Raw genomic sequence first — 19,182 nt, 5'->3', positions numbered from 1 at the left:
CGTTGGCAGGCGGGGCGGCCCCCGGTCGCGTGCCACTGGTGGCGGTGGCGCACGGGTCGCGTGACCCGCGTGCCGCCGCCACCGTGGCCGCGCTGCTCGATCAGGTGCCGCTGGACGTGCGGGTGGCGTACCTCGACCACTGCGCGCCGACGCTCGGGCAGGCCCTGCACGGCCTGGAGGAGGCCGTGGTGCTGCCGCTGCTGCTCACCGAGGCGTACCACAGCCGGGTGGACCTGCCGGCGGCGCTGAACGAGGCGCGGGCGCACCAGCCCAGGCTGCGCGTCCACTACGGGACGACGCTCGGGCCGCACCCGCTGCTGCGGGCCGCGCTGGAGCGGCGGCTGGCCGAGGCGGGCGTGCGCCCCGGCGACCCGGACACCGCCGTGGTGCTGGTGTCGGCGGGGTCCAGCGACGCGCGCGCGAACGCGGTCGTCTCGCGCATGGCGCGGGAGTGGCGGCGCGGCGGGTGGTGGACGGCACGGGCCGCGTACGCCTCGGCCGCCGGGCCCACGCCGGCGCAGGCCGTGGCGGAGCTGGTGCGGGCGGGCGCGCCCCGCGTGGTGTTGGCGCCGTATCTGCTGGCGCCCGGCTACTTCGCCGACAAGGTGCGGCGGGAGGCGCTGGAGGCGGGCGCCACCGTGGTGGCCGACGTGCTGGGGGCCGCGCCCGAGCTGGTGGACGTGCTGCTGGAGCGGTACGAGGGCGCGCAGCGCGACCCGGTGTCCCTGGTCGGCTGACCCTCCGTCTTCAGGGTGTCAGTAGCCGCGACCGAGGCCGTCGCGCTCGCCGCCGAGCTGGCGGCGCAGCTCGCGGCCCTCGTGCCGGAGCTGGCGGCCGAGCTCGCGCCAGTCGTCGCCGTGCAGCTGCCGCCAGTGCTCGCGCCAGGCGGCGAACCCGCGCCGCAGCGGCTTGGCCCGCGAGTCGCCGATCACCTTGACGTCGCCCATCACGGCGTAGGCGTGCACCCGCACCACGGGGACGTTCATGCCGGGCGGGGACTCCAGCACGTTGATCTTCTTGTCGCCCATGATCGCCATGCCGTCGAGGTCGACGTGGACGCCGTCGGGGACGATGATCTTCACGTCGCCCATGACGGACACGGCCGTGATGTCGACCATGTCCGTGCGCACCTCGGCCTCGCGCAGGTCGAGCAGCACGTCGCCCATCACGGCGACCGCGCCGAGCTCCTGGTCGATGCGCCACGAGCCGCGCCGCTTGGTGTCGCCCATCACCCCGACGAACCACCGCCGCTTGCGCTCGGGCCGCGCGGACGGGGGCGCGGGCACGGCGCCGCCGGCCGGAAGGTCCTGGGTGAGCAGCGCGAGCTCGGCATGCGTGGTGGCGGAGTAGGCGGCCTCCGTGCGGTCGGTCAGCTCGACCAGCGTGAGCCTGCCCTCCACCGACGCGACGCGGAGTTGTTCGACGACGGCCTCGCGCTCGGCGTCGGACGCGCGGACCTCACCAGGATCGGTCATACTCGCAACATATCGCGTTTCGTCGGCGGCTGGGCTCCTCCCCCAGGAGGAATTGCCACCCCGCCGAAGGTTGCACGCCCCCGCGCCAGGCGTGCGACCCGTCGCGGCTTGGCCCGGTGTGTGGCCTCGCCAAGCTAGGGTCCGTGTCATGCATGAGGAACAGCTCTACCGCGCGGCGTTGAACGGCGAGACCGACACGGTGGCCAAGCTGCTCGCCGCCGGCGCCGACCCCAACAGGCCCAGCGAGGGCGAGGAGGAGGGCCTGCCGCTCTGCGCGGCCGCCGCCTGGGACCGCGAGGAGGCCGCCGAGACGCTGCTCGCCGCCGGGGCCGAGGTGAACGGTCGGGAGGCCGGCGGCTGGACGGCGCTGCTCTGGGCCGCCGCCAACGGCCAGGCCGCCGTCGCCCGGCTGCTGGTGGAGGCCGGGGCCGACGTCGACGCGCACAACGACGACGGCGACACCCCGCTCACCCTGGCCGCCAGGCGCGGCGCGCTCGGCGTGACACAGGTGCTGCTGGAGGCGGGCGCGGACGCCGCCAAGTACGACGGCGACGGCGACACCCCGCTGGAGATCGCCGCCGACTGGGTGGGCGTCCATCTGGAGAGCGCGCTGCTCGACCAGATCGAGCAGGACGGCTGGGAGTACGTCGTGGCCCGCCAGTACGCCAAGGACGGCACCGAGCTGGTCACCGTGGCCGGCCGCTCCCCCGACGGCGAGCGGAGCGAGGAGGTCCAGGCGCAGCGCGGCCACGCCGCGATCGCGACCCTGCTGGAGGACGCCGTGGGCGTCGAGACGCCGGTCGAGCGGCTGGTGGCGCGGGCGCTGGCGCACCGCGACGTCGACGAGGACGCCGAGACCTGGTGGGTCGTGGCCGACACGCTGGCCAAGCGGGCCGACGACGACACCTACGAGGCGCTGGCCCGGCTGTGCGTGAGCGAGGACGCGAGGGAGCGCGAGTTCGGGGTGGACGCGATCGCGCAGTTCGGCTTCGCCGACGGCGAGAAGCCCTACCTGGAGCGCACGCTGCCGCTGCTGCTCAAGATGGTCACCACGGAGGGCAACGAGCAGGTGCTGCGGTCGGTGCTGGCCGCGCTCGGCCACCAGGGCGATCCGCGGGCGCTGCCTGCGGTGCTCGACCTCATCGGCCGCCCGGGGCGCAAGCGCACGATGACCGACCCGATCGCGCTCGCCGACGTGCTGCCGCCGGACCACGAGGAGGGGCTGGCGCTGCTGGTCGAGATGAGCGAGGACGACGACGCCGAGGTGCGCGACTGGGCGACGGCCGGGCTGGCCGGGCTCGACGCCGACACGCCGCGCATCCGCGAGGCGCTGGCGGCCCGGCTGGGCGACGCCGACCTGCGTACGGTGGCCGAGGCCACGCGCGGGCTCGCGGTTCGCGGCGACGACCGCGCCGCCCAGGGGGTCGCGCGGGTGCTCGCCGAGAGCGACGACGAGTACGCGCGGGACCTCGTCACCCAGCCCGTGGCCTGACCACCGCCGCCGGAGATCCTGGCGGTCAGGGGGCGCCGCCGCCGTTGAGCACGCGCACCACCCAGTCGAGGGTGCCCGTGCTCAGCGCCTCCTCCGCCAGCCGCTTGCCGGTCGTGGTCGTGATCGCGGCCAGCGAGCTGTCGATCCACCCTTGCGTGTTGTGGTTGCCCTGCTCGCGGTACTCGACGGCCTGGAGTAGGCATTCGAGCTTGTCGGCGTCGCGCGCGCAGACGGCCTCGATGCTGGTCTTCTCCTCGTACTCGGCGACCGCGTCGCGCACCATGTCGGCCACCGGGCCGGCGACGTCGCGCGTCTGGTCGGCGGTGACCTCCTCGTTGGAGGCCGCCTTGAGATAGCGCTTGCCGAGGTAGGGGATGTCGGTGACGCGCGTCTCCTGCGAGTCGTGGAACAGCGCCATGAACGCCGCCCGCTGCGGGTCACCGCCCTCCAGCTGGGCGATCACGGCCGCGATGACCGCCGTGCGGAAGGAGTGGTCGGCCACGCTCTCCGGGTCGCGTACCCCGGCGACCAGCCATCCCGTGCGCTTGTAGCGCTTGAGCAGGCCGAACTCGTACAGCAGGTCCGTCAGCCCTGTCACGTCGCTCGTCACGATGAGCCCCCTCTCGTCATGCGCCCGAGCCCGAGTGCGCGGGGTGCAGATGTACCCAGCGAGGCGGCGGCTCACCCTCCCTGTCGGGGACCGGAGAGCTCCGTCGGGGACCGGAGAGCTCTGTCAGGGACCGGAGAGCGTGGGGGCGGTGCGGAGGAGGTCGGCGGCGAGGGCGCGGTCGCCGGTGACCGTCGCGGGGAACGTGGCGGGATCGCCGCGTCCGCCGAGAAGGAAGCAGAAGGCGCGGACGTCCGCCGTCAGGTGCGCGTCGGGCTCGCCTGGCGTGGTCTCCTCGACGCCCAGGGGCAGCAGCCACTCGCCCCCGCCGGCCCCGGTCAGCGTCAGCCGCAGCGTACGTCCCGAGCCGTCCAGCCCGGCGAGGAGCATCGTCCAGGGCAGCAGCCGGGCGCACAGGTCGGCGGTCGGCCTGATGTGCTCGGGGATCGGATCGGGCAGCCGGACGCCGGCCGCGCGGGCGGCGTCGTCGGTGTGGATCCAGGTCTCCAGGCCGCGCCCGAGCACGTGGTCGCGTACCGGCACCTCCAGCCCGTCCAGGGTGGCGAGTGCGGTCTCCGGCAGCCCGGCGAGGTGCCGGCAGAGGGCGTCGGCCTGCGCCCGCCAGTCGCGCCGCGTCTGCTCGGGGCTGCGCGCCCGCTCGTACGCCTGCACGTCGCCGGTGCGCCCCATGGAGTCGAGCGCCTGAAGCGGCGGGCCGAGGACGGGGGCGCCCACGGAGGCGGCCAGCAGCCCGTCCTTGGCGGCCAGGTGCGCGACGAGCTCCTGGAGCGTCCATCCCTCGACGACGACGCGCGCCCAGTCGTCGTCACCTGCCGTGGCGAGCAGGGCGTCCATGGCGGCCACCCGGCCCGCGTACGGCGCCGCCCACGAGGCCGTGGCGGCCGCGGGCCTGCGCCGTGCCCGCGCCCCGGCCAGGAGCTGGGGCCGCAGCGAGTGGGCCGGCACCGCCGGCTCCTCCATCAGCGCGTCCAGGTAGAGACGCTCGACGGGGTCCATCACACCTCTTCCTCCGCAAGCGCGTCCGCCAGCCGCCTGAGGGCCAGCCGGATGCGCGATTTGGCCGTGCCCTCGGGCACGCCCAGTTCCTCGCCGACCTGCCGGTAGGTCCTGCCGCCGTAATAGGCGAGCTCGACCGCCTGGCGTAATCCGTCGGGCAGCTCGGTCACCGCCTGGCGTACCCGTTCGGCCTCGTCGGCGGCGAGCACGCCGTCCTCCAGCCGGGCCGGCTCGCGTTCGAAGAGGCGGGGGCCGAGCGCCGAGACCCGCCGCCGCTCCTCGGCGCGCACGTGGTCCACCGCGCGCCGGTGCGCGATGGTCGCCAGCCAGGCGCGCAGTGTGCCGCGGTCGGGGTCGTAGGCGAGCGGCCGCTCCCAGAGGACCAGGAACACCTCCTGCGTGATGTCCTCGGCGATCACCCGGTCCCTGGTGACCCGCAGGGACAGGCCGAAGATCAGCGGGGAGAGCCGATCGTAGACCTCGCCCAGCGCGGACTCGTCGCCGCCGACCACCCGCTGGTGCAACAGGCGGTCGTCGTACGGTGCCTCCACTGGCACCACGCTCCCGTTGTATCCGGACCCAGGCGGCAGGTGCGCCGCGACCCGAGCATGTCATTATTCGCCGCAAAAGTAGAGACGGATGAATGCCTCGCCGGATTCGTCCCTCCGGGGAGCGGGGTTCCTGACAGGGTAGGGTCGGAAGTCCGTACAGGAGGGAGCACGTCATGGCCACCACCCGCACCGCGACCACGCAGTGGAAGGGCGCTCTGCTCGACGGGTCGGGCACCGTCTCGCTCGACACCTCGGGCGTGGGCACGTTCGAGGTCTCGTGGCCGTCGAGGGCGGAGGCGGCCAACGGCAAGACCTCCCCCGAGGAGCTGATCGCGGCGGCCCACTCGTCCTGCTTCTCGATGGCGCTCTCGCACGGCCTGGCCGGCGCGGGCACGCCGCCGGAGTCGCTGCGGACCAGCGCGGACGTCACCTTCCAGCCCGGCGAGGGCATCACGGGCATCGTGCTGACCGTGCAGGGGCAGGTGCCGGGCGTCACGGCCGAGCAGTTCCAGCAGGCCGCCGAGACGGCCAAGGCCAACTGCCCGGTGAGCCAGGCGCTGGCCGGCACCACGATCACGCTCAAGGCCGAGCTGCTCTGAAACGTCATCCACGGCGCCGGTATCCTTCCGGCGCCGTGCAGGTGAGGGCATCCGCACATTGAGAGACCAAAACCGGCTTCCCATGCGACAATTGGGCCACATGCGCGAGGTCTGGCCGGGGCAGCCCTATCCACTCGGCGCTACCTGGGACGGCGTTGGCACGAGCTTTGCGGTGTTCTCAGAGGTCGCCGAGCGGGTCGAGCTTTGCCTTTTTCACGATGACGGCTCCGAGGATCGGGTGGAGCTACCTGAGGTCGACGGGTTCGTCTGGCATGGCTACCTGCCGGGCATCCAGCCGGGCCAGCGCTACGGCTACCGCGTCCACGGTCCCTACGCCCCTCAGCACGGGCACCGGTGCAACCCGAGCAAGCTGCTGCTCGACCCCTACGCCAAGGCGATCGACGGCGAGCTGACCTGGAACCAGGCGCTGTTCCCCTACTACTTCACCGATCCCGGGCGGCGCAACACCGAGGACAGCGCGCCCTACATGCCGAAGAACGTGGTGATCAACCCGTTCTTCGAGTGGGGCAACGACCGCTCGCCGGGCATCCCCTACCACCAGACGGTGATCTACGAGGCGCACGTGCGCGGGCTGACGATGCGCCATCCCGACGTGCCGCCCGAGCTGCGGGGCACCTACGCCGGCATGGGCCATCCGGCGATCATCGACCATCTGCTGTCGCTGGGGGTCACGGCGGTCGAGCTGATGCCGGTGCACCACTACGTGCCCGAGCACTTCCTGGTCGCCCGCGGGCTCACCAACTACTGGGGCTACAACACGATCGCCTACCTCGCCCCGCACGGCCGCTACTCCAGCAGCGGCACCCGGGGGCAGCAGGTGCTGGAGTTCAAGGCCATGGTGCGGGCGCTGCACGACGCGGGCATCGAGGTCATTCTCGACGTGGTCTACAACCACACCGCCGAGGGCGACCACATGGGCCCGACGCTGGGCTTCCGCGGCATCGACAACGCCGCCTACTACCGCCTGCACGACGGCGACCGGCGCTACTACCTCGACTACACCGGGTGCGGCAACTCGCTCAACGTACGCTCCCCGCACGCCCTGCAGCTCATCATGGACTCGCTGCGCTACTGGGTGCTCGACATGCACGTCGACGGGTTCCGCTTCGACCTGGCCTCGGCGCTGGCCCGCGAGCTGCACGACGTCGACCGGCTGAGCGCGTTCTTCGACCTCATCCAGCAGGATCCGGTGATCTCGCAGGTCAAGCTGATCGCGGAGCCGTGGGACGTCGGGCCGGGCGGCTACCAGGTGGGCAACTTCCCGCCGCTGTGGACGGAGTGGAACGGCAAATATCGCGATATCGTGCGCGATTTCTGGCGGGGCACGCACTCGGCGCTGCCCGAGTTCGCCTCCCGGCTGACCGGCTCGGCCGACCTCTACGAGTCATCCGGCCGCCGCCCCGTCGCCTCCATCAACTTCGTGACCTGCCACGACGGGTTCACGCTGAGCGACCTGGTCTCGTACGACCACAAGCACAACGAGGACAACGGCGAGGACAACCGCGACGGCACCAACGACAACCGCTCCTGGAACTGCGGCGCGGAGGGCCCCGTCGAGGACCCGGGCATCGTGGCGCTGCGCCGCCGCCAGCGCCGCAACTTCCTGGCCACGCTGTTCCTGTCGCAGGGCGTGCCGATGCTCTCCCACGGCGACGAGATCGGCCGCACCCAGCACGGCAACAACAACGCCTACTGCCAGGACAACGAGCTGGCCTGGGTCGACTGGTCGAGGGTGCGCACCGAGTCCGACCTGCTGGAGTTCGTGCGCGCGCTGGCGAAGCTGCGCCGCGAGCACCCGGTCTTCCAGCGCCGCCGCTTCTTCCACGGCCGTCATCCCGACAACGGCGACCGCGACCTGGTGTGGCTCACGCCGGGCGGCTCCGAGATGACGGCCGGCGACTGGCACATCGGCTACGCCAAGTCGCTCATGGTCTATCTCAACGGCGAGGCGATCACCGAGCCGGGGCCGCGGGGCGAGCGCATCGTGGACGACTCGTTCCTGCTGCTGATCAACGCCCACCACGAGAACATGCCGTTCACGCTGCCGGGGCCGGAGTTCGGCAGCGGCTGGCTGCCGGTGCTCGACACCGCCCACGACTCGATCGAGGACCTCGTCGCCGATCCGCGGCATCCGGCCGGGGGCGTGGTGACGGTCACCTCGCGCTCGCTCCAGGTGCTCCGCCGCCCGCGCGAGGCCCAGTAGCGGCTTCGCGGCGCCGTCAGAAGACGCGGGCGGCGCTGGCCGTGAGGAACACCAGCGCGAACGCGGCCACCCCGGCGAGCCCGTGCAGCGCGACCGCCAGCACGGGCAGCCCGGACGCCGTGTCCCCGTGCCTCCCGCCGCCGAGCCACCTGGTGAACATCACGAACCCCAGCAGCGCCGCCGCCGCCAGCCCGGCCGTGGCCAGCCAGGCGAGGGCCTGACTGCCGGTGGCCAGGGCGGCGGCCCAGCAGGCCAGCGCCGACACCGCGAGCGCCGGGTGGGAGAGGATCAGCGCCAGCGGGAAGCGGGTGACCTTGGCCCGGCGGCCTCCTCCGCCCGCCAGCCAGCGGCGCAGCAGGTACGCCCCGGCCAGCGCGGCGATCGTCCACGTTCCGGCGGTGACCAGAACCATGGGCACTCCCCCTGTCCGTCCCATGCCTGTCCTGACGTCGCTTGACGTTAATCGTCACGTTAAGCAGAGCGTCGGCGTTATGTCTGCGGATGCACAAAAGTGCGATATGACCGAGACCGGCGGACGCCTCCGGGCCGGTTGTCGGTGGCGTGTGCCAAGGTAGAGAGGTGCGGCGCATCCTTCCCGACATTCACGACAATCCAGACATCGCGCAGGCGTACGCCTACCCCGAGGGCCGGCCGTGGCTGCGGCTCAACATGGTCTCCAGCGTCGACGGCGCCGCCTGGCTCAAGGGCCGCTCCGGCGGCCTGTCCACCCGCGGCGACAAGCGCATCTTCCAGGTCCTGCGCGGCCTCGCCGACGTCGTCATGGCGGGCGCGGCGACCGTACGCACCGAGGGCTACCGCCCGATCGAGCCGCGCGCCTCCTGGGCGGCCATCCGCGCGGGCCGCCCCGACGTGCCCCCGATCGCGGTCGTCTCCCGCACCCTCGACCTCGACCCCCGCCACCCGCTTTTCACCGGCGCGCCCAGCCGCACCCTCGTCATCACCTGCGAGGCCGCGCCGCGCGAGCGGCGGGCCGAGCTGGCCAAGGGCTGCGACGTCATCGTGGCCGGCGACGAGAGCGTCGACCTGCGCGAGGGCGTGGCGCGGCTGCACGAGCGCGGCCTCGGCCGCATCCTGTGCGAGGGCGGCCCTGTCATCAACGCCCAGCTCTCGGCCGCCGGCCTGGTCGACGAGCTGTGCCTGACGATCAGCCCGCTGCTGGTCGGCGGCGGCGCGGCGCGCATCCAGAACGGCGAGACCGCGCTGGTCGGCCTGGACCTCGTCCAGGTGCTGGAGGAGGAGGGGGCCCTCTTCTGCAGATACGTCACGGGGAAGGAAGATCACGCATGACCACGGACCCGACAGTCAACATCACACCGGCCGAGGAGCCCGAGCCGGAGCCGGTGCCCAACCTGGTCGTCCGCCCGCCGGTGCCGCCCATGCTGGCCAAACCGGTCAAGGCCATGCCCCGCCAGGACGGCAACCTCTTCTACGAGCCCAAGTGGGACGGCTTCCGCTGCATCATCTTCCGCGACGGCGACGAGGTCTACCTCGGCAGCCGCAAGGAGCGGCCGTTCACCCGCTACTTCCCGGAGATCGTCGAGGCGGTCAAGGCCGAGCTGCCCGACAAGGTGGTGATGGACGGCGAGATCGTGCTGCCCAGGGGCTCGCAGCTCGACTTCGACGCGCTGCAGCAGCGCATCCATCCCGCGAAGTCGCGGGTGAAGCTGCTGTCGGAGGAGACGCCCGCCCAGTTCATCGCCTTCGACCTGCTGGCCGTCGGCGAGGAGTCGCTGATGGAGGCGCCGTTCGCCGAGCGCCGGGCCCGGCTGGCCGAGCTGTTCACGAAGGACGGCGGCTCGATCCGGCTGACGCCGGTGACGACCGACGACCGGCAGGCGGACGAGTGGTTCGAGACGTTCGAGGGGGCAGGGCTCGACGGCATCATCGTCAAGCCCGGCGACCAGCCGTACGTCCCGGACAAGCGCACCATGTTCAAGGTCAAGCACGAGCGCACGGCCGACGTGGTGGTGTGCGGCTACCGCGAGCACAAGTCGGGGCCGATCGTCGGCTCGCTGCTGCTCGGCCTCTACGGCGACGACGGCAGGCTGCACCACGTCGGGGTGGCGGCGTCGTTCCCGATGGCGCGCCGGGCCGAGCTGGTGGAGGAGCTGCGGCCGCTCGTCGCCGACCTCGGCGAGCACCCGTGGGGGCACTGGGCCGAGGCGGCGCAGGCCAACATCGGCCAGCCGGCCGCCGGGCCGTCGAGGGGCGGCCAGCGCGTGCCGGGCGCGGTGTCGCGGTGGAACGCCAAGAAGGACCTGTCGTTCATCCCGCTGCGGCCGGAGCGGGTGATGGAGGTCGCCTACGACCAGATGGAGGGCGACCGGTTCCGGCACACGGCTCATTTCCGGCGGTGGCGGCCGGACCGCACGCCGGAGTCGTGCACGTACGAGCAACTGGAGCGTCCGGTCAGCTACAACCTCGATGACATCCTTGCCCACTGAGCGGAATGCCCCAATAGTCTCTAGGCATGAGCACTGGAGATGAGTTGAAGGCCGCTGTCTCGGCTCGCCGTGACTTAGGGCCCGACTTCGAGGACGCCATCGTCGAGTCGTTCCTCGACAAGATGGGCAAGGAGGTCGACCGGCGGGTGGACGAGCGCCTGGCCCAGGCCGCCCCGAAGTCGGCCCAGCGCCGGTCCAGCGACGGGCAGCGGCTCGCCCTGGCCATCGTCTCCCTCTCTCTGGGCACGATCACCACGCTGACGCTGGCCCTGGTGGGGAAACCGATGGGCCTCCTCGTGCCCGTCTGGGTCTGCATCATCATCGTGAACGTCATCTTCAACGGCGCCCGGGGCAAGGACTGACGGCGCCGGCCGCGGGCGTCAGTCGAGCCAGACGAGGCCCGCGAACCGGCCGCCCGGCTGCTCGCGGCGGTGGGAGTAGAGCTCACTCGACTCGATCGTGCAACGCGCGTCGTGCCGGATCTCCGCCAGCCCCGCCGCCCTGAGCTGGGCCTCGATGCCGGCCCGCAGGTCGAGCGCGGGCGTCTGCCACGACGTCGTGGACCACGTCTCCGGCACCTTCGCGGCGACGCGCTCGCGCAGCTCGGCGGGCACCTCGTAGCAGCGGCCGCACGCGCCGGGGCCGATCAGCGCGACCATCCGGCCGGGCTCGGCGCCCTTCGCCGCCATCGCGGTCACCAGTGCCGTCGCGATGCCCGCCTCCGTGCCGGGGCGGCCGGAGTGCGCGGCGCCCACCATGCGCGCGACCGGGTCGGCCACCAGCACCGCCGGGCAGTCGGCGCCGAGCGAGGCCAGCGCCAGCCGGGGCTCGGTGGTGAACACGCCGTCGAGCGGCGGCGGGTCGTCGCCGAAGGGCTCGCTGACGTACGCGACGTCGGCGCTGTGGACCTGGCGCATGTAGACCACGGCCCGCACGCCCAGCTCGGCCGCGACACCCGCACGGTTGGCGCGCACGGCGGCCGGGTCGTCGCCGACCATGCCGCCGAGATTGCGCGAGCCGTAGGGCGGGGCGCTGACACCGCCGTGGCGGTCGGTGACGGCGACGTGCACTCCGGGGGCCAGTTGCATACCCCGATCCTAGAACGCCCCCGCCCCCGCCTCGGAAGAGTGGGATGCCTCGATCACGCCGATGACATCGGCGATCTCGATGGTTCCGCCACCGGGAGCGTCCCGGTAGGCGCGGGAGTCCAGGGCGATGTGGCGGTTGTCGCTCATGATCCAGAGCCGGCCGCGCGGTACCTGAATGTCGAACGCCTTGTGAGAGGCAGGAGGCTGCGCCAGATAGGGCTCTTCCAGTGCCTTGCCGCTCAGCTCCAGCCGCCCTCCGGCGCCGCAGCATTTCACCGTGCTCTCCGGTGTGCCGATGACCCGCCCCACGCGCTCGTCACCCGCGGTGGTGTCGCGCCAGCCTTCGGGCGTGCGGTAGAGGACGATATCGCCGGTCCGGGGGTCGTAGTCGCTGGTCCGGCGGACCGACAGGCGCGTGCCCTTCTTGATGGTCGGTTCCATGGACTCGCTTGACATGGTGAAGCCGCCGAGATCTGCGTCAGCGAGCCCGCAGGCGGAGAGCGGCACCAGAAGCAGCGCAAGCGACAGCGCGTATAAGCGCGTACGGATCACCAGGGCATTGTGCCGGACGTGCCTACCGACGTTCAGCAAGCAAGCATATGCTTGGTCGCGTGCCTGACTATCGTCATCTCATCGGCGGCGAGCTGGTCGCCGCGTCCCGCACGATGGAGTCGGTCGACCCGAGCACCGGCGAGGCGTGGGCGCGCGTCCCGTCCGGCGGCCCGGCGGAGGCCGAGGCGGCGGTGGCCGCGGCCGCCTCGGCCTTCCCCGCCTGGGCGGCGCTGCCCGCCCTGGCCCGCGCCCACCACCTGCGCAAGGTGTCGGAGATCCTCGGCCGGCACGCGGAGGAGCTGGCCCGGCTGGAGACCCGCGACAACGGCCGCATCCTGCGCGACACGCTGAGGAGGGACCTGCCGGGGATGGCGTTCCTGTGGCAGCTCGCGGCCGGGCAGTGCCTGGACGCGGTCACCGGCGACACCGTCATCCTGGGGCCGGACACGCTCGGCCTGACCCGGCGCGAGCCGTACGGGGTGGTGGTCTGCATCATCCCGTGGAACTCCCCCATCTCGACCTTCTCCGCCAAGGCCGCGTACGCGCTGGCTGCCGGCAACACCGTTGTCGTCAAGCCCGCCGAGCAGGCGAGCGCGTCGGTGCTGCGGCTCGGCGAGCTGCTGGCCGAGGTGTTCCCGCCCGGCGTGCTCAACATCGTCGGCGGGCTCGGCGAGGAGGTGGGCGACGCCCTCGTACGCCACCGCGACGTCGCCAAGATCAGCCTCACCGGCTCCACGGAGACCGGCCGGGCGATCACCCGGGCGTCGGCGGACGCGCTGAAGCCGATGACGTTCGAGCTGGGCGGCAAGTCGCCGAACATCGTCTTCCCGGACGCCGACCTCGACGCCGCCACCCAGGGCGTCACCGTCAACTCCATCTACACCGGCAACGCCGGGCAGGTGTGCGTCGCCGGCTCGCGCATCCTCATCCACCGCTCGATCTGGGACGAGATGCTCGGCCGGATCAGGGACGCCTGCGCGGGCCTGGTGCTGGGCGACCCCCAGGACCTGCGGACCACGATGGGGCCGATCGTGTCGGCCGGGCAGTTCGAGCGCGTGACCTCGTACCTGGAGCTGGCCGCCAAGGAGGGCGCCCGGCTGGTGTTCGGCGGGCGCAGCGGCGCCGAGGTGGTGCCGGAGCTGCCGGGCGGCTACTGGGTGGAGCCGACGCTGTACGCGACCGAGGACAACGCGTTGCGGGTGTGCCAGGAGGAGATCTTCGGGCCGGTGGCGGTGGCGCTGCCGTTCGACAGCGACGAGGAGGCGCTGGAGATCGCCGACGATTCGCCGTACGGGCTGGCGGCCGGCGTCTGGACCCGTGACCTGGGGCGGGCGCACCGGTTCGTCCGCGATCTGCGGAGTGGGACGGTCTGGGTGAACACCTATCGGCAGATGCCGCCCGGCCTGCCTTTCGGCGGCGTGAAGGACAGCGGGTACGGCCACGATTCGGTCCTGGAGTTCACCCGGGAAAAGGCGGCCATTATCCAGATCTAGTGGATAGAGTTCCGCGTCATGAGCGAGGGGATCAAGGACCGGGCGGAGCCCGGAATGCCCGAGGCGGCGGCCCAGTCGCGGGCGTCGGTGCTGCGGAGCCGTGCGGAGTCGTACATCGCCCTGTCGCGGTACGAGGCCGCGATCGCGGATCTGACCGAGTCGATCGCCCTGGTGCCCGACAACGCCCGCGCGTGGCGGCTGCGCGGCGAGAGCCACCGGATGATCGAGCGGTACGACGCCGCGCTGACGGACTTCGACGAGTCGCTGAAGCTGGAGCCCGACAGCGCGTACGCGCTGGGCTCACGGGGGCAGACGTACGCGGCGATGGACCGCCTGGAGGAGGCCATGGCCGACTTCGAGCACGCCCTCACCCTGACGCCCGACTCGCTCTGGATCCTGGAGGCGAAGGCGGACGCCCTGGTGGACCTCGACCGCCTCGACGAGGCCCTGGACGAGCACGCCAAGATCATCAGGCTGAACGGCGAGCAGCCGTACCCGTGGGTGGCCCGCGGCGACCTCTACCAGCGGCTCAACCTCTACCCCGAGGCGATCGACGACTACGCCAAGGCCCTCGCCATCGACCCCGGCCACGTGCGCGCCCTGAGCCGGCGCGGCGAGGCGCTGCGCATGATCGACCGCTACGAGGAGGCCCTGGAGGACCTCAACCGCGCCCTGGAGCTGGACCCGGACAACGACCGGGCGCTGGGCAGCAGGGGCGCGGTCCTGAGCGAGCTGGGCGACAACGAGGCGGCCCTGCACGACCTGGACCGGGCCGTCGAGCTGGACGACGAGTACGTCTGGGCGTACCGGGTGCGGGGCGAGATCCTTCAGGAGCTGGACCGCCACGAGGAGGCGGTGGCCGACTTCACCCGGGCGCTGCACCTCGAATTCGGCGATTGAGCCCCGCGGCGGGCCGTGGACGCGATAGAAAAGCAGCGAAGCCCCGGGCATCGACGGGCGTGGTTGTGGTGGCCCTCCCGTTCGCCGGGGGCTTCGCTGTCTTTCTGGAGTTCTGTCTCAGAGCGCGAGCAGCGCCGTGGCCGGAAGCCGGCCGCCCGCGGACAGCGGGCGCATGGCGATGCGGAGCAGCGCCAGCGCGTTGTCGTCGCCGGCGATGCGGTTCGCGCTGAGCTCGTCGCACGACTGGCAGTGATGGATGATCAGCCACTCGCCGTCCGGCCGTACGGTGACGCTGAACGCCGCCATCCGGCCCCGGCAGCCCGCCCGGCGGTCCCCGGGCACCCGGCGATCGACGTGCAGGCTGGTCAGGCAGTGCGGGCAGTGGTTGCGGTGCGCGGTGCCCGGCGCGGACATGGGCACGTCCAGCCGGCAGCCGACACAGCGGAACGCGTCGCCGCGCTCGCCGTGCCGGACCATGACCTTGCGCCGTTGCGGCCGTTCGCCACGGCCGGGGTTCCTCCTGGGCATGTCACAGATCACCGAACGCCTCGAGCGGGAACGGCGGCTGCGCGAGCGGGCGTACCGCCATGCGCATGAGGATGAGCTGGTTGTCGTCCCCGCAGATCGGGTTGGACGTGAGCTCGCCGCAGCGGGTGCAGCGGTGGATGAGCATCCAGTCGCCGGTGCGCAGGACCGCGATCGAGATCGGGATCATGCGCGACCGGCACTCGGACGGGCCGCCCTCCACCCGGTCGAGCACGTGCAGCGAGTGCAGGCAGCTCGGGCAGTGGTTGCGGCGGGCGCCGTCGGGCGCGGCGGCGGTCACGGTGAGGCCGCAGCGCACGCAGGCGAACGTGTCGGTGGACAGGGTGGATCGTGGTTTGCCGTTGCCGGACAACTCTTGCTCCTTGCCGGAAGAAGAACGATGAGCGTCGACGAATGCGGCAAGGGTGCGCCTGGCGGGCCGTCGCGCGTGGATGCGCGGGCGGCACGCCGGTGCCGTGGGCTGTCGTCCTCCGGCCGGCCGGTGCGGGAAACGCGGGTCAGCGGCAGGAGGGACCGGCGGCACGTCGGGGCGCACGCCGCAGCGTGACGGTCATAAACCCACTCCCTCCAGGGGCGGCGGGGTCGCCTGCCCGGCTTTCTCCTCGATCCGAAGCTGACGGTTCGGAGAGTAGCGGGGGCAGGTGGGAGACGGCCAACCATTTTCCGGGGGCTGGAGGTGCACCGAACAATGTTCTAGGTTCGGTGCCATGAGTATCGGGTTGAGTGAGGAACATCGGGCGCTGGCCGCGTCCGTGCGCGGGGTCGCCGGGCGCGGCGCCGATCATCCGGCGCTGGCCGCGCAGGGGCTGCTGGGGCTGCACCTGCCGGAGCACCGCGGCGGGCAGGGGTACGGGCTGCTGGAGCTGTGCGTCGCTCTGGAGGCGCTGGCCGAGCGGCGGGCCGACGGACCGTACCTGGCGAGCGTCCTGGCGTCGGCCGTCCTCGCCCGGAGCGGCGGCCACGACGACATCGTGGCCGGCCTGGCGAACGGTTCGACAACCGCCGCCGTCGCCCTCCGTCCGGCCGACGGGTCCGCTGACAGCGCCCTACGCCTGGCCGACGGGGGCGTCTCGGTGCTCGCGCTCGGGGCGGCCGACGCCGACCACTTCCTCGTGCCGGTCGGCGACGGGACCTGGGCCCTGCTGGGCCGGGACGCCGTCACCGCCACACCCGCCGACGGCGTCGACCTCGACCGGGCCCTCTGCACCGTGACCTGGGAGCGGCCCCCGGCGGAGGCGGTGCTGCGCGACGCCCCCGTACGGGAGATCGCCGCCGTCCTGCTGGGCGCGGACGCCTGCGGGGTCGCCGCCTGGGCGGTCGCGACGGCCGCCGAGTACGCCAAGGTCCGCGAGCAGTTCGGCCGCCCGATCGGCCAGTTCCAGGCCGTCAAGCACCGGGTGGCCGCCGCCCTCGTGGCCCTGGAGCAGGCCCGCGCCGCCGTCTGGGACGCCGCCCGCGCCCTGGACGGGCCTGCGCTCGACGACGAGACCCGCCTGGCCGTGGCCGTCGCGGGCGTGCTGGGCCCGGACGCCGGCGTACGGTGCGCCGCCGACGCCATCCAGGTGCTCGGCGGCATCGGCTACACCTTCGAGCACGACGCCCACCGCTACTACCGCCGGGCGCTGTCCGACCGCATGCTCGCCGGCGACCCCGGCCCGTGGGCGGAGGAGGTGACCGGGCTGGCGGTCGCCGGCGTGCGGCGGGCGATGGAGCCGGACCTGCCCGAGGAGGCCGCCGCCGTCAGGGACGCCGTCCGGGCCGAGGCGGAGTCGCTGCGCGCCGAGGAGCCGGAGGCCAGGAAGGCGAGGTTCGCCCGGGAGGGATGGATCATGCCGTACCTGCCGAAACCATGGGGCCGTGGCGCGTCGCCGCTGGAGCAGGTGATCATCCACCAGGAGTTCCGCGACCTCAAGCGGCCGAACCTCGGCATCGGCGCCTGGGCGGCGCCGTCCATCGTCGCGTACGGGACCCCCGAGCAGCGGGAACGTTTCCTGCCGAAGACCTTCGCCCGCGAGATCGTGTGGTGCCAGCTCTTCAGCGAGCCCGGCGCCGGCTCGGACCTGGCGGGCCTGACGACCAGGGCCGTCCGCGTGGAGGGCGGCTGGTCGCTCACCGGGCAGAAGATCTGGACCTCGCTCGCCCAGTACGCGCACTGGGGCATCTGCCTGGCCCGCACCTCGCCCGACCGGCCGAAGCACGACGGCATCACGTACTTCCTGGTGGACATGTCCTCCCCCGGCGTCACCGTCCGGCCGCTCAAGGAGATCAACGGCGACGAGATCTTCAACGAGGTGTTCCTCGACGACGTCTTCGTCCCGGACGACCTGGTCGTCGGCGAGGTGGACCAGGGCTGGCGGGTCGCCAGGGACACCCTCTCCCACGAACGGGTCGCGCTCGGCGACTCCTGGGGACCCGGGTCGCAGCACACCGACATGGCCGGCCTCATCGCCCGGCTGCCCGCGCTCGGGCAGGCGCGGCGCGAGCAGGCGGGCCGGCTGTGGGCGGAGGGGCAGGCCATCTCGGCCCTCGGGCTGCGGGTGACGCTGTCGAAGCTGTCCGGGGGCGACGCGGGGGCCGCCGCGAGCGTACGGAAGCTGCTCGGCATGCGGCACTCGCAGGCGATCTCCGAGTTCTGCTGGTCGCTCGCCCCGGACGACCCCTACTGGAGCCGCATGATCCTGACGACCCGGGCGTTCACCATCGGGGGCGGGACCACCGAGGTGCAGCTCAACATCATCGCCGAGCGGGCGCTCGGGCTGCCCCGCGACCCGTGACCGGTCAGCTCCCGGCCCCGGGATAGTACGGGGCCGCGAGGTGGGCGTACACGATCGTGTTGTCCCGGTAGCTGTGCGCCCGCCGGTCGAACGTCCCGCCGCAGGTCACCAGCCGCAGGCCCGGGTAGGAGAGCTTGCCGTAGACCTTAGTGGCGGGGAAGCCGGACTTCGGCGCGTGCTCGACCCGGTCCACGACGAAGACGGCCACCGAGCGGTCGGCGCGCAGCACCTGCACCTGGTCGCCGCGCCTGACGTCCTTGAGCCGGGCGAAGACGGCTGGGCCGCTCCTCGTGTCGAGGTGGCCGGTGATGACGGCGGCGCCGCGCTGACCGGGCACGGGGGCGTAGCGGTACCAGCCGGCCAGGTTCGGCTGGTCGAGGGGCGGGTTCTGAATCACGCCGCGGGCGTCCAGGCCCAGCTCCGTCAGCGGGGCCGCCACGCCGACGGACGGGATGTAGACGGCGGTGGGGCGGGCGGCCCGCATCGGCCTGGCGACCACGCCCACGGGCAGGGGGCCGGTCACGGGCGCGGCGCCGGGCGGCGCCTGCTGCGCCGTCGCCCCCGCCGACGCCCTCGCTGATGGGGCCGGCTCGCCTTCGTTCCCGGTGATGCCGCGCAGCCCGTACGCGATCAGCGCCAGCCCCGCCACCGTGACCACGGCCGCCAGCCACCAGATTCCCCACTGCCCGCCCCTGCCGGCCGTTTCCGCGCGGGGCGCCGGATCAGTCGGCATCCCGGCGGCGGCGTACCGCGACGCCGGTCAGGCCCGCGCCCGTGACCAGGGCGAACCCGCCGACCGCGAGCGCCCACACCGGCCCGTCCTGAACGAGCCCACCGCCACCGGTCTCGGGGTGGCCTCGGGGGATCCGGTGCTCGCGTTCGCGGGCCGGCCGCCAGGGCGCGTCCGACGCCTGCGGGGTGGGCGCCGAGGACCAGGAGTCCTGCGGGGCCGGGCCCCCGGACCAGGTGTCGCCAGGGGTCGGGACGCTGGACCAGGTGTCGCCGGGGGCCGGGGCGTCGGACCGGGTGTCGCCGGGGACCGGCGACCAGGAGTCGCCGCGGCCCGACCACGAGTCGCCGGAGCCCTGCCACGAGTCGTCCGTGCCACTCGGCCTGGGGTCGCCGCCCGTCCACGAGCTGTCGGCGGGCGCTTCGCAGCGGAGCGGCAGCGGTAGGACGCAGGTGGATCCCGTTCCCGGCACCTGGGGATCGGTACGGGTGACGGCGGTGGAGCCGGCGGAGGCGGAGGCGGCGCTGCCGTAACCGGCCGTCAGGCTCACTCCCGCCACCACGAAGGCCGTCACCGCTCCCGCGGCCGAGAGACGTCGCGCTCTTGCTGCCATGGAAGGCTCCCGAAGAGGTCGGCTGTCGCCCCCGATGCCCTAGAGAGCCTTGCGAA

General features: G+C 72.9%; 21 protein-coding genes. 10 read left to right on the top strand and 11 right to left on the bottom strand.

Translation table 11 applies throughout. The features are described 5' to 3' along the window. Window positions 1–38 precede the first annotated feature (38 nt). Window positions 39–737 (top strand): sirohydrochlorin chelatase, encoded by a 699-nt coding sequence (locus BMW85_RS16455; protein WP_091082137.1) that lies wholly within the window; start codon window positions 39–41, stop codon window positions 735–737. 18 nt (window positions 738–755) lie between these two features. Here the strand turns inward: BMW85_RS16455 and BMW85_RS16450 are convergent, their stop codons facing one another. Then, on the bottom strand, window positions 756–1,475 hold the full coding sequence (locus BMW85_RS16450; RefSeq protein WP_091082136.1) for a DUF1707 SHOCT-like domain-containing protein: 720 nt from the start codon (window positions 1,473–1,475) through the stop codon (window positions 756–758). 148 nt (window positions 1,476–1,623) lie between these two features. On the opposite strand from BMW85_RS16450, the gene BMW85_RS16445 reads away from it, so the two are divergent. Continuing rightward, a complete protein-coding gene (locus tag BMW85_RS16445; protein WP_245774838.1) occupies window positions 1,624–2,967 on the top strand; it encodes an ankyrin repeat domain-containing protein in 1,344 nt (447 codons plus the stop codon). A 25-nt stretch (window positions 2,968–2,992) separates the two neighbouring features. On the opposite strand, the gene BMW85_RS16440 is transcribed toward BMW85_RS16445, so the two are convergent. The 3 genes from BMW85_RS16440 to BMW85_RS16430 form a co-directional block, all read right to left on the bottom strand. Further along, window positions 2,993–3,577, bottom strand: a complete 585-nt coding sequence (locus BMW85_RS16440; protein ID WP_091082133.1) for an HD domain-containing protein — start codon at window positions 3,575–3,577, stop codon at window positions 2,993–2,995. Between the two features lie 123 nt (window positions 3,578–3,700). Then, the gene (locus BMW85_RS16435; protein ID WP_091082131.1) at window positions 3,701–4,591 is read right to left on the bottom strand and encodes a maleylpyruvate isomerase family mycothiol-dependent enzyme; all 891 of its coding nucleotides are present in this window, start codon (window positions 4,589–4,591) and stop codon (window positions 3,701–3,703) included. Next, a complete protein-coding gene (locus BMW85_RS16430; RefSeq protein ID WP_091082129.1) occupies window positions 4,591–5,151 on the bottom strand; it encodes a sigma-70 family RNA polymerase sigma factor in 561 nt (186 codons plus the stop codon). The genes BMW85_RS16435 and BMW85_RS16430 overlap by 1 nt, the downstream gene beginning before the upstream one ends. Window positions 5,152–5,315: 164 nt before the next feature. Between BMW85_RS16430 and BMW85_RS16425 the strand changes: the two genes are divergently transcribed. Further along, window positions 5,316–5,741 (top strand): OsmC family peroxiredoxin, encoded by a 426-nt coding sequence (locus BMW85_RS16425; protein ID WP_091082128.1) that lies wholly within the window; start codon window positions 5,316–5,318, stop codon window positions 5,739–5,741. A gap of 100 nt (window positions 5,742–5,841) precedes the next feature. Continuing rightward, the gene (gene glgX, locus BMW85_RS16420; protein ID WP_091082871.1) at window positions 5,842–7,965 is read left to right on the top strand and encodes a glycogen debranching protein GlgX; all 2,124 of its coding nucleotides are present in this window, start codon (window positions 5,842–5,844) and stop codon (window positions 7,963–7,965) included. A gap of 16 nt (window positions 7,966–7,981) precedes the next feature. Here the strand turns inward: glgX and BMW85_RS16415 are convergent, their stop codons facing one another. Next, window positions 7,982–8,377 (bottom strand): hypothetical protein, encoded by a 396-nt coding sequence (locus BMW85_RS16415; protein WP_091082126.1) that lies wholly within the window; start codon window positions 8,375–8,377, stop codon window positions 7,982–7,984. Window positions 8,378–8,544: 167 nt separating this feature from the next. On the opposite strand from BMW85_RS16415, the gene BMW85_RS16410 reads away from it, so the two are divergent. The 3 genes from BMW85_RS16410 to BMW85_RS16400 are packed head-to-tail and all read left to right on the top strand — an operon-like array spanning window position 8,545 to window position 10,792. Continuing rightward, window positions 8,545–9,273: a pyrimidine reductase family protein gene (locus tag BMW85_RS16410; RefSeq protein ID WP_091082125.1), complete on the top strand. Its 729-nt coding sequence runs from the start codon at window positions 8,545–8,547 to the stop codon at window positions 9,271–9,273. Then, window positions 9,270–10,430, top strand: coding sequence for an ATP-dependent DNA ligase (locus BMW85_RS16405; RefSeq protein ID WP_091082123.1), 1,161 nt, complete (start codon window positions 9,270–9,272; stop codon window positions 10,428–10,430). The genes BMW85_RS16410 and BMW85_RS16405 overlap by 4 nt, the downstream gene beginning before the upstream one ends. 26 nt (window positions 10,431–10,456) lie before the next feature. Beyond that, on the top strand, window positions 10,457–10,792 hold the full coding sequence (locus tag BMW85_RS16400; protein ID WP_091082122.1) for a hypothetical protein: 336 nt from the start codon (window positions 10,457–10,459) through the stop codon (window positions 10,790–10,792). Between the two features lie 18 nt (window positions 10,793–10,810). On the opposite strand, the gene pgeF is transcribed toward BMW85_RS16400, so the two are convergent. After that, window positions 10,811–11,518 (bottom strand): peptidoglycan editing factor PgeF, encoded by a 708-nt coding sequence (gene pgeF, locus BMW85_RS16395; protein WP_177240714.1) that lies wholly within the window; start codon window positions 11,516–11,518, stop codon window positions 10,811–10,813. Window positions 11,519–11,527: 9 nt separating this feature from the next. After that, window positions 11,528–12,070, bottom strand: a complete 543-nt coding sequence (gene lepB, locus BMW85_RS16390) for a signal peptidase I (protein WP_091082120.1) — start codon at window positions 12,068–12,070, stop codon at window positions 11,528–11,530. Window positions 12,071–12,129: 59 nt separating this feature from the next. Between lepB and BMW85_RS16385 the strand changes: the two genes are divergently transcribed. Both BMW85_RS16385 and BMW85_RS16380 read left to right on the top strand, forming a co-directional pair. Next, the gene (locus tag BMW85_RS16385; RefSeq protein ID WP_245774837.1) at window positions 12,130–13,563 is read left to right on the top strand and encodes an aldehyde dehydrogenase family protein; all 1,434 of its coding nucleotides are present in this window, start codon (window positions 12,130–12,132) and stop codon (window positions 13,561–13,563) included. Window positions 13,564–13,581: 18 nt separating this feature from the next. Further along, window positions 13,582–14,463, top strand: coding sequence for a tetratricopeptide repeat protein (locus BMW85_RS16380; RefSeq protein ID WP_091082117.1), 882 nt, complete (start codon window positions 13,582–13,584; stop codon window positions 14,461–14,463). Window positions 14,464–14,580: 117 nt separating this feature from the next. Here the strand turns inward: BMW85_RS16380 and BMW85_RS16375 are convergent, their stop codons facing one another. After that, window positions 14,581–14,991, bottom strand: coding sequence for an RNHCP domain-containing protein (locus BMW85_RS16375; protein WP_091082116.1), 411 nt, complete (start codon window positions 14,989–14,991; stop codon window positions 14,581–14,583). Between the two features lies 1 nt (window position 14,992). After that, window positions 14,993–15,361 carry an RNHCP domain-containing protein gene (locus BMW85_RS16370; protein ID WP_091082114.1) on the bottom strand — a complete coding sequence of 123 codons (369 nt, stop codon included), beginning with the start codon at window positions 15,359–15,361 and terminating at the stop codon, window positions 14,993–14,995. A 355-nt stretch (window positions 15,362–15,716) separates the two neighbouring features. Here BMW85_RS16370 and BMW85_RS16365 point away from each other — a divergent pair, with 355 nt between their 5' ends. Further along, window positions 15,717–17,783: an acyl-CoA dehydrogenase family protein gene (locus tag BMW85_RS16365; protein ID WP_177240713.1), complete on the top strand. Its 2,067-nt coding sequence runs from the start codon at window positions 15,717–15,719 to the stop codon at window positions 17,781–17,783. Window positions 17,784–17,787: 4 nt separating this feature from the next. Here BMW85_RS16365 and BMW85_RS16360 read toward each other — a convergent pair whose 3' ends face one another. Further along, window positions 17,788–18,516, bottom strand: coding sequence for a class F sortase (locus BMW85_RS16360; protein ID WP_091082112.1), 729 nt, complete (start codon window positions 18,514–18,516; stop codon window positions 17,788–17,790). Then, window positions 18,506–19,126 (bottom strand): hypothetical protein, encoded by a 621-nt coding sequence (locus BMW85_RS16355; RefSeq protein ID WP_143082308.1) that lies wholly within the window; start codon window positions 19,124–19,126, stop codon window positions 18,506–18,508. Before BMW85_RS16355 ends, BMW85_RS16360 begins: the two co-directional genes overlap by 11 nt. Between the last annotated feature and the right edge of the window lie 56 nt (window positions 19,127–19,182).

Origin of the sequence: Nonomuraea wenchangensis (assembly GCF_900111685.1) — a bacterium.
GTDB lineage: Bacteria > Actinomycetota > Actinomycetes > Streptosporangiales > Streptosporangiaceae > Nonomuraea > Nonomuraea wenchangensis.
The sequence above is the reverse complement of the archived record's forward strand: the minus strand, read 5'-3'. Positions and strand labels throughout refer to the sequence as shown.

Excerpts from the sequence above, each read along its gene's own strand:
- BMW85_RS16405 (WP_091082123.1), top strand. The coding sequence starts at position 9,270 with ATGACCACGGACCCGACAGTCAACATCACACCGGCCGAGGAGCCCGAG.
- glgX (WP_091082871.1), top strand. The coding sequence starts at position 5,842 with ATGCGCGAGGTCTGGCCGGGGCAGCCCTATCCACTCGGCGCTACCTGG.
- BMW85_RS16415 (WP_091082126.1), bottom strand. The coding sequence starts at position 8,377 with ATGGTTCTGGTCACCGCCGGAACGTGGACGATCGCCGCGCTGGCCGGG.
- BMW85_RS16450 (WP_091082136.1), bottom strand. The coding sequence starts at position 1,475 with ATGACCGATCCTGGTGAGGTCCGCGCGTCCGACGCCGAGCGCGAGGCC.
- BMW85_RS16425 (WP_091082128.1), top strand. The coding sequence starts at position 5,316 with ATGGCCACCACCCGCACCGCGACCACGCAGTGGAAGGGCGCTCTGCTC.
- BMW85_RS16365 (WP_177240713.1), top strand. The coding sequence starts at position 15,717 with ATGAGTATCGGGTTGAGTGAGGAACATCGGGCGCTGGCCGCGTCCGTG.
- BMW85_RS16380 (WP_091082117.1), top strand. The coding sequence starts at position 13,582 with ATGAGCGAGGGGATCAAGGACCGGGCGGAGCCCGGAATGCCCGAGGCG.
- BMW85_RS16445 (WP_245774838.1), top strand. The coding sequence starts at position 1,624 with ATGCATGAGGAACAGCTCTACCGCGCGGCGTTGAACGGCGAGACCGAC.
- BMW85_RS16360 (WP_091082112.1), bottom strand. The coding sequence starts at position 18,516 with ATGCCGACTGATCCGGCGCCCCGCGCGGAAACGGCCGGCAGGGGCGGG.
- BMW85_RS16375 (WP_091082116.1), bottom strand. The coding sequence starts at position 14,991 with ATGCCCAGGAGGAACCCCGGCCGTGGCGAACGGCCGCAACGGCGCAAG.
- BMW85_RS16435 (WP_091082131.1), bottom strand. The coding sequence starts at position 4,591 with ATGGACCCCGTCGAGCGTCTCTACCTGGACGCGCTGATGGAGGAGCCG.
- BMW85_RS16355 (WP_143082308.1), bottom strand. The coding sequence starts at position 19,126 with ATGGCAGCAAGAGCGCGACGTCTCTCGGCCGCGGGAGCGGTGACGGCC.
- BMW85_RS16400 (WP_091082122.1), top strand. The coding sequence starts at position 10,457 with ATGAGCACTGGAGATGAGTTGAAGGCCGCTGTCTCGGCTCGCCGTGAC.
- pgeF (WP_177240714.1), bottom strand. The coding sequence starts at position 11,518 with ATGCAACTGGCCCCCGGAGTGCACGTCGCCGTCACCGACCGCCACGGC.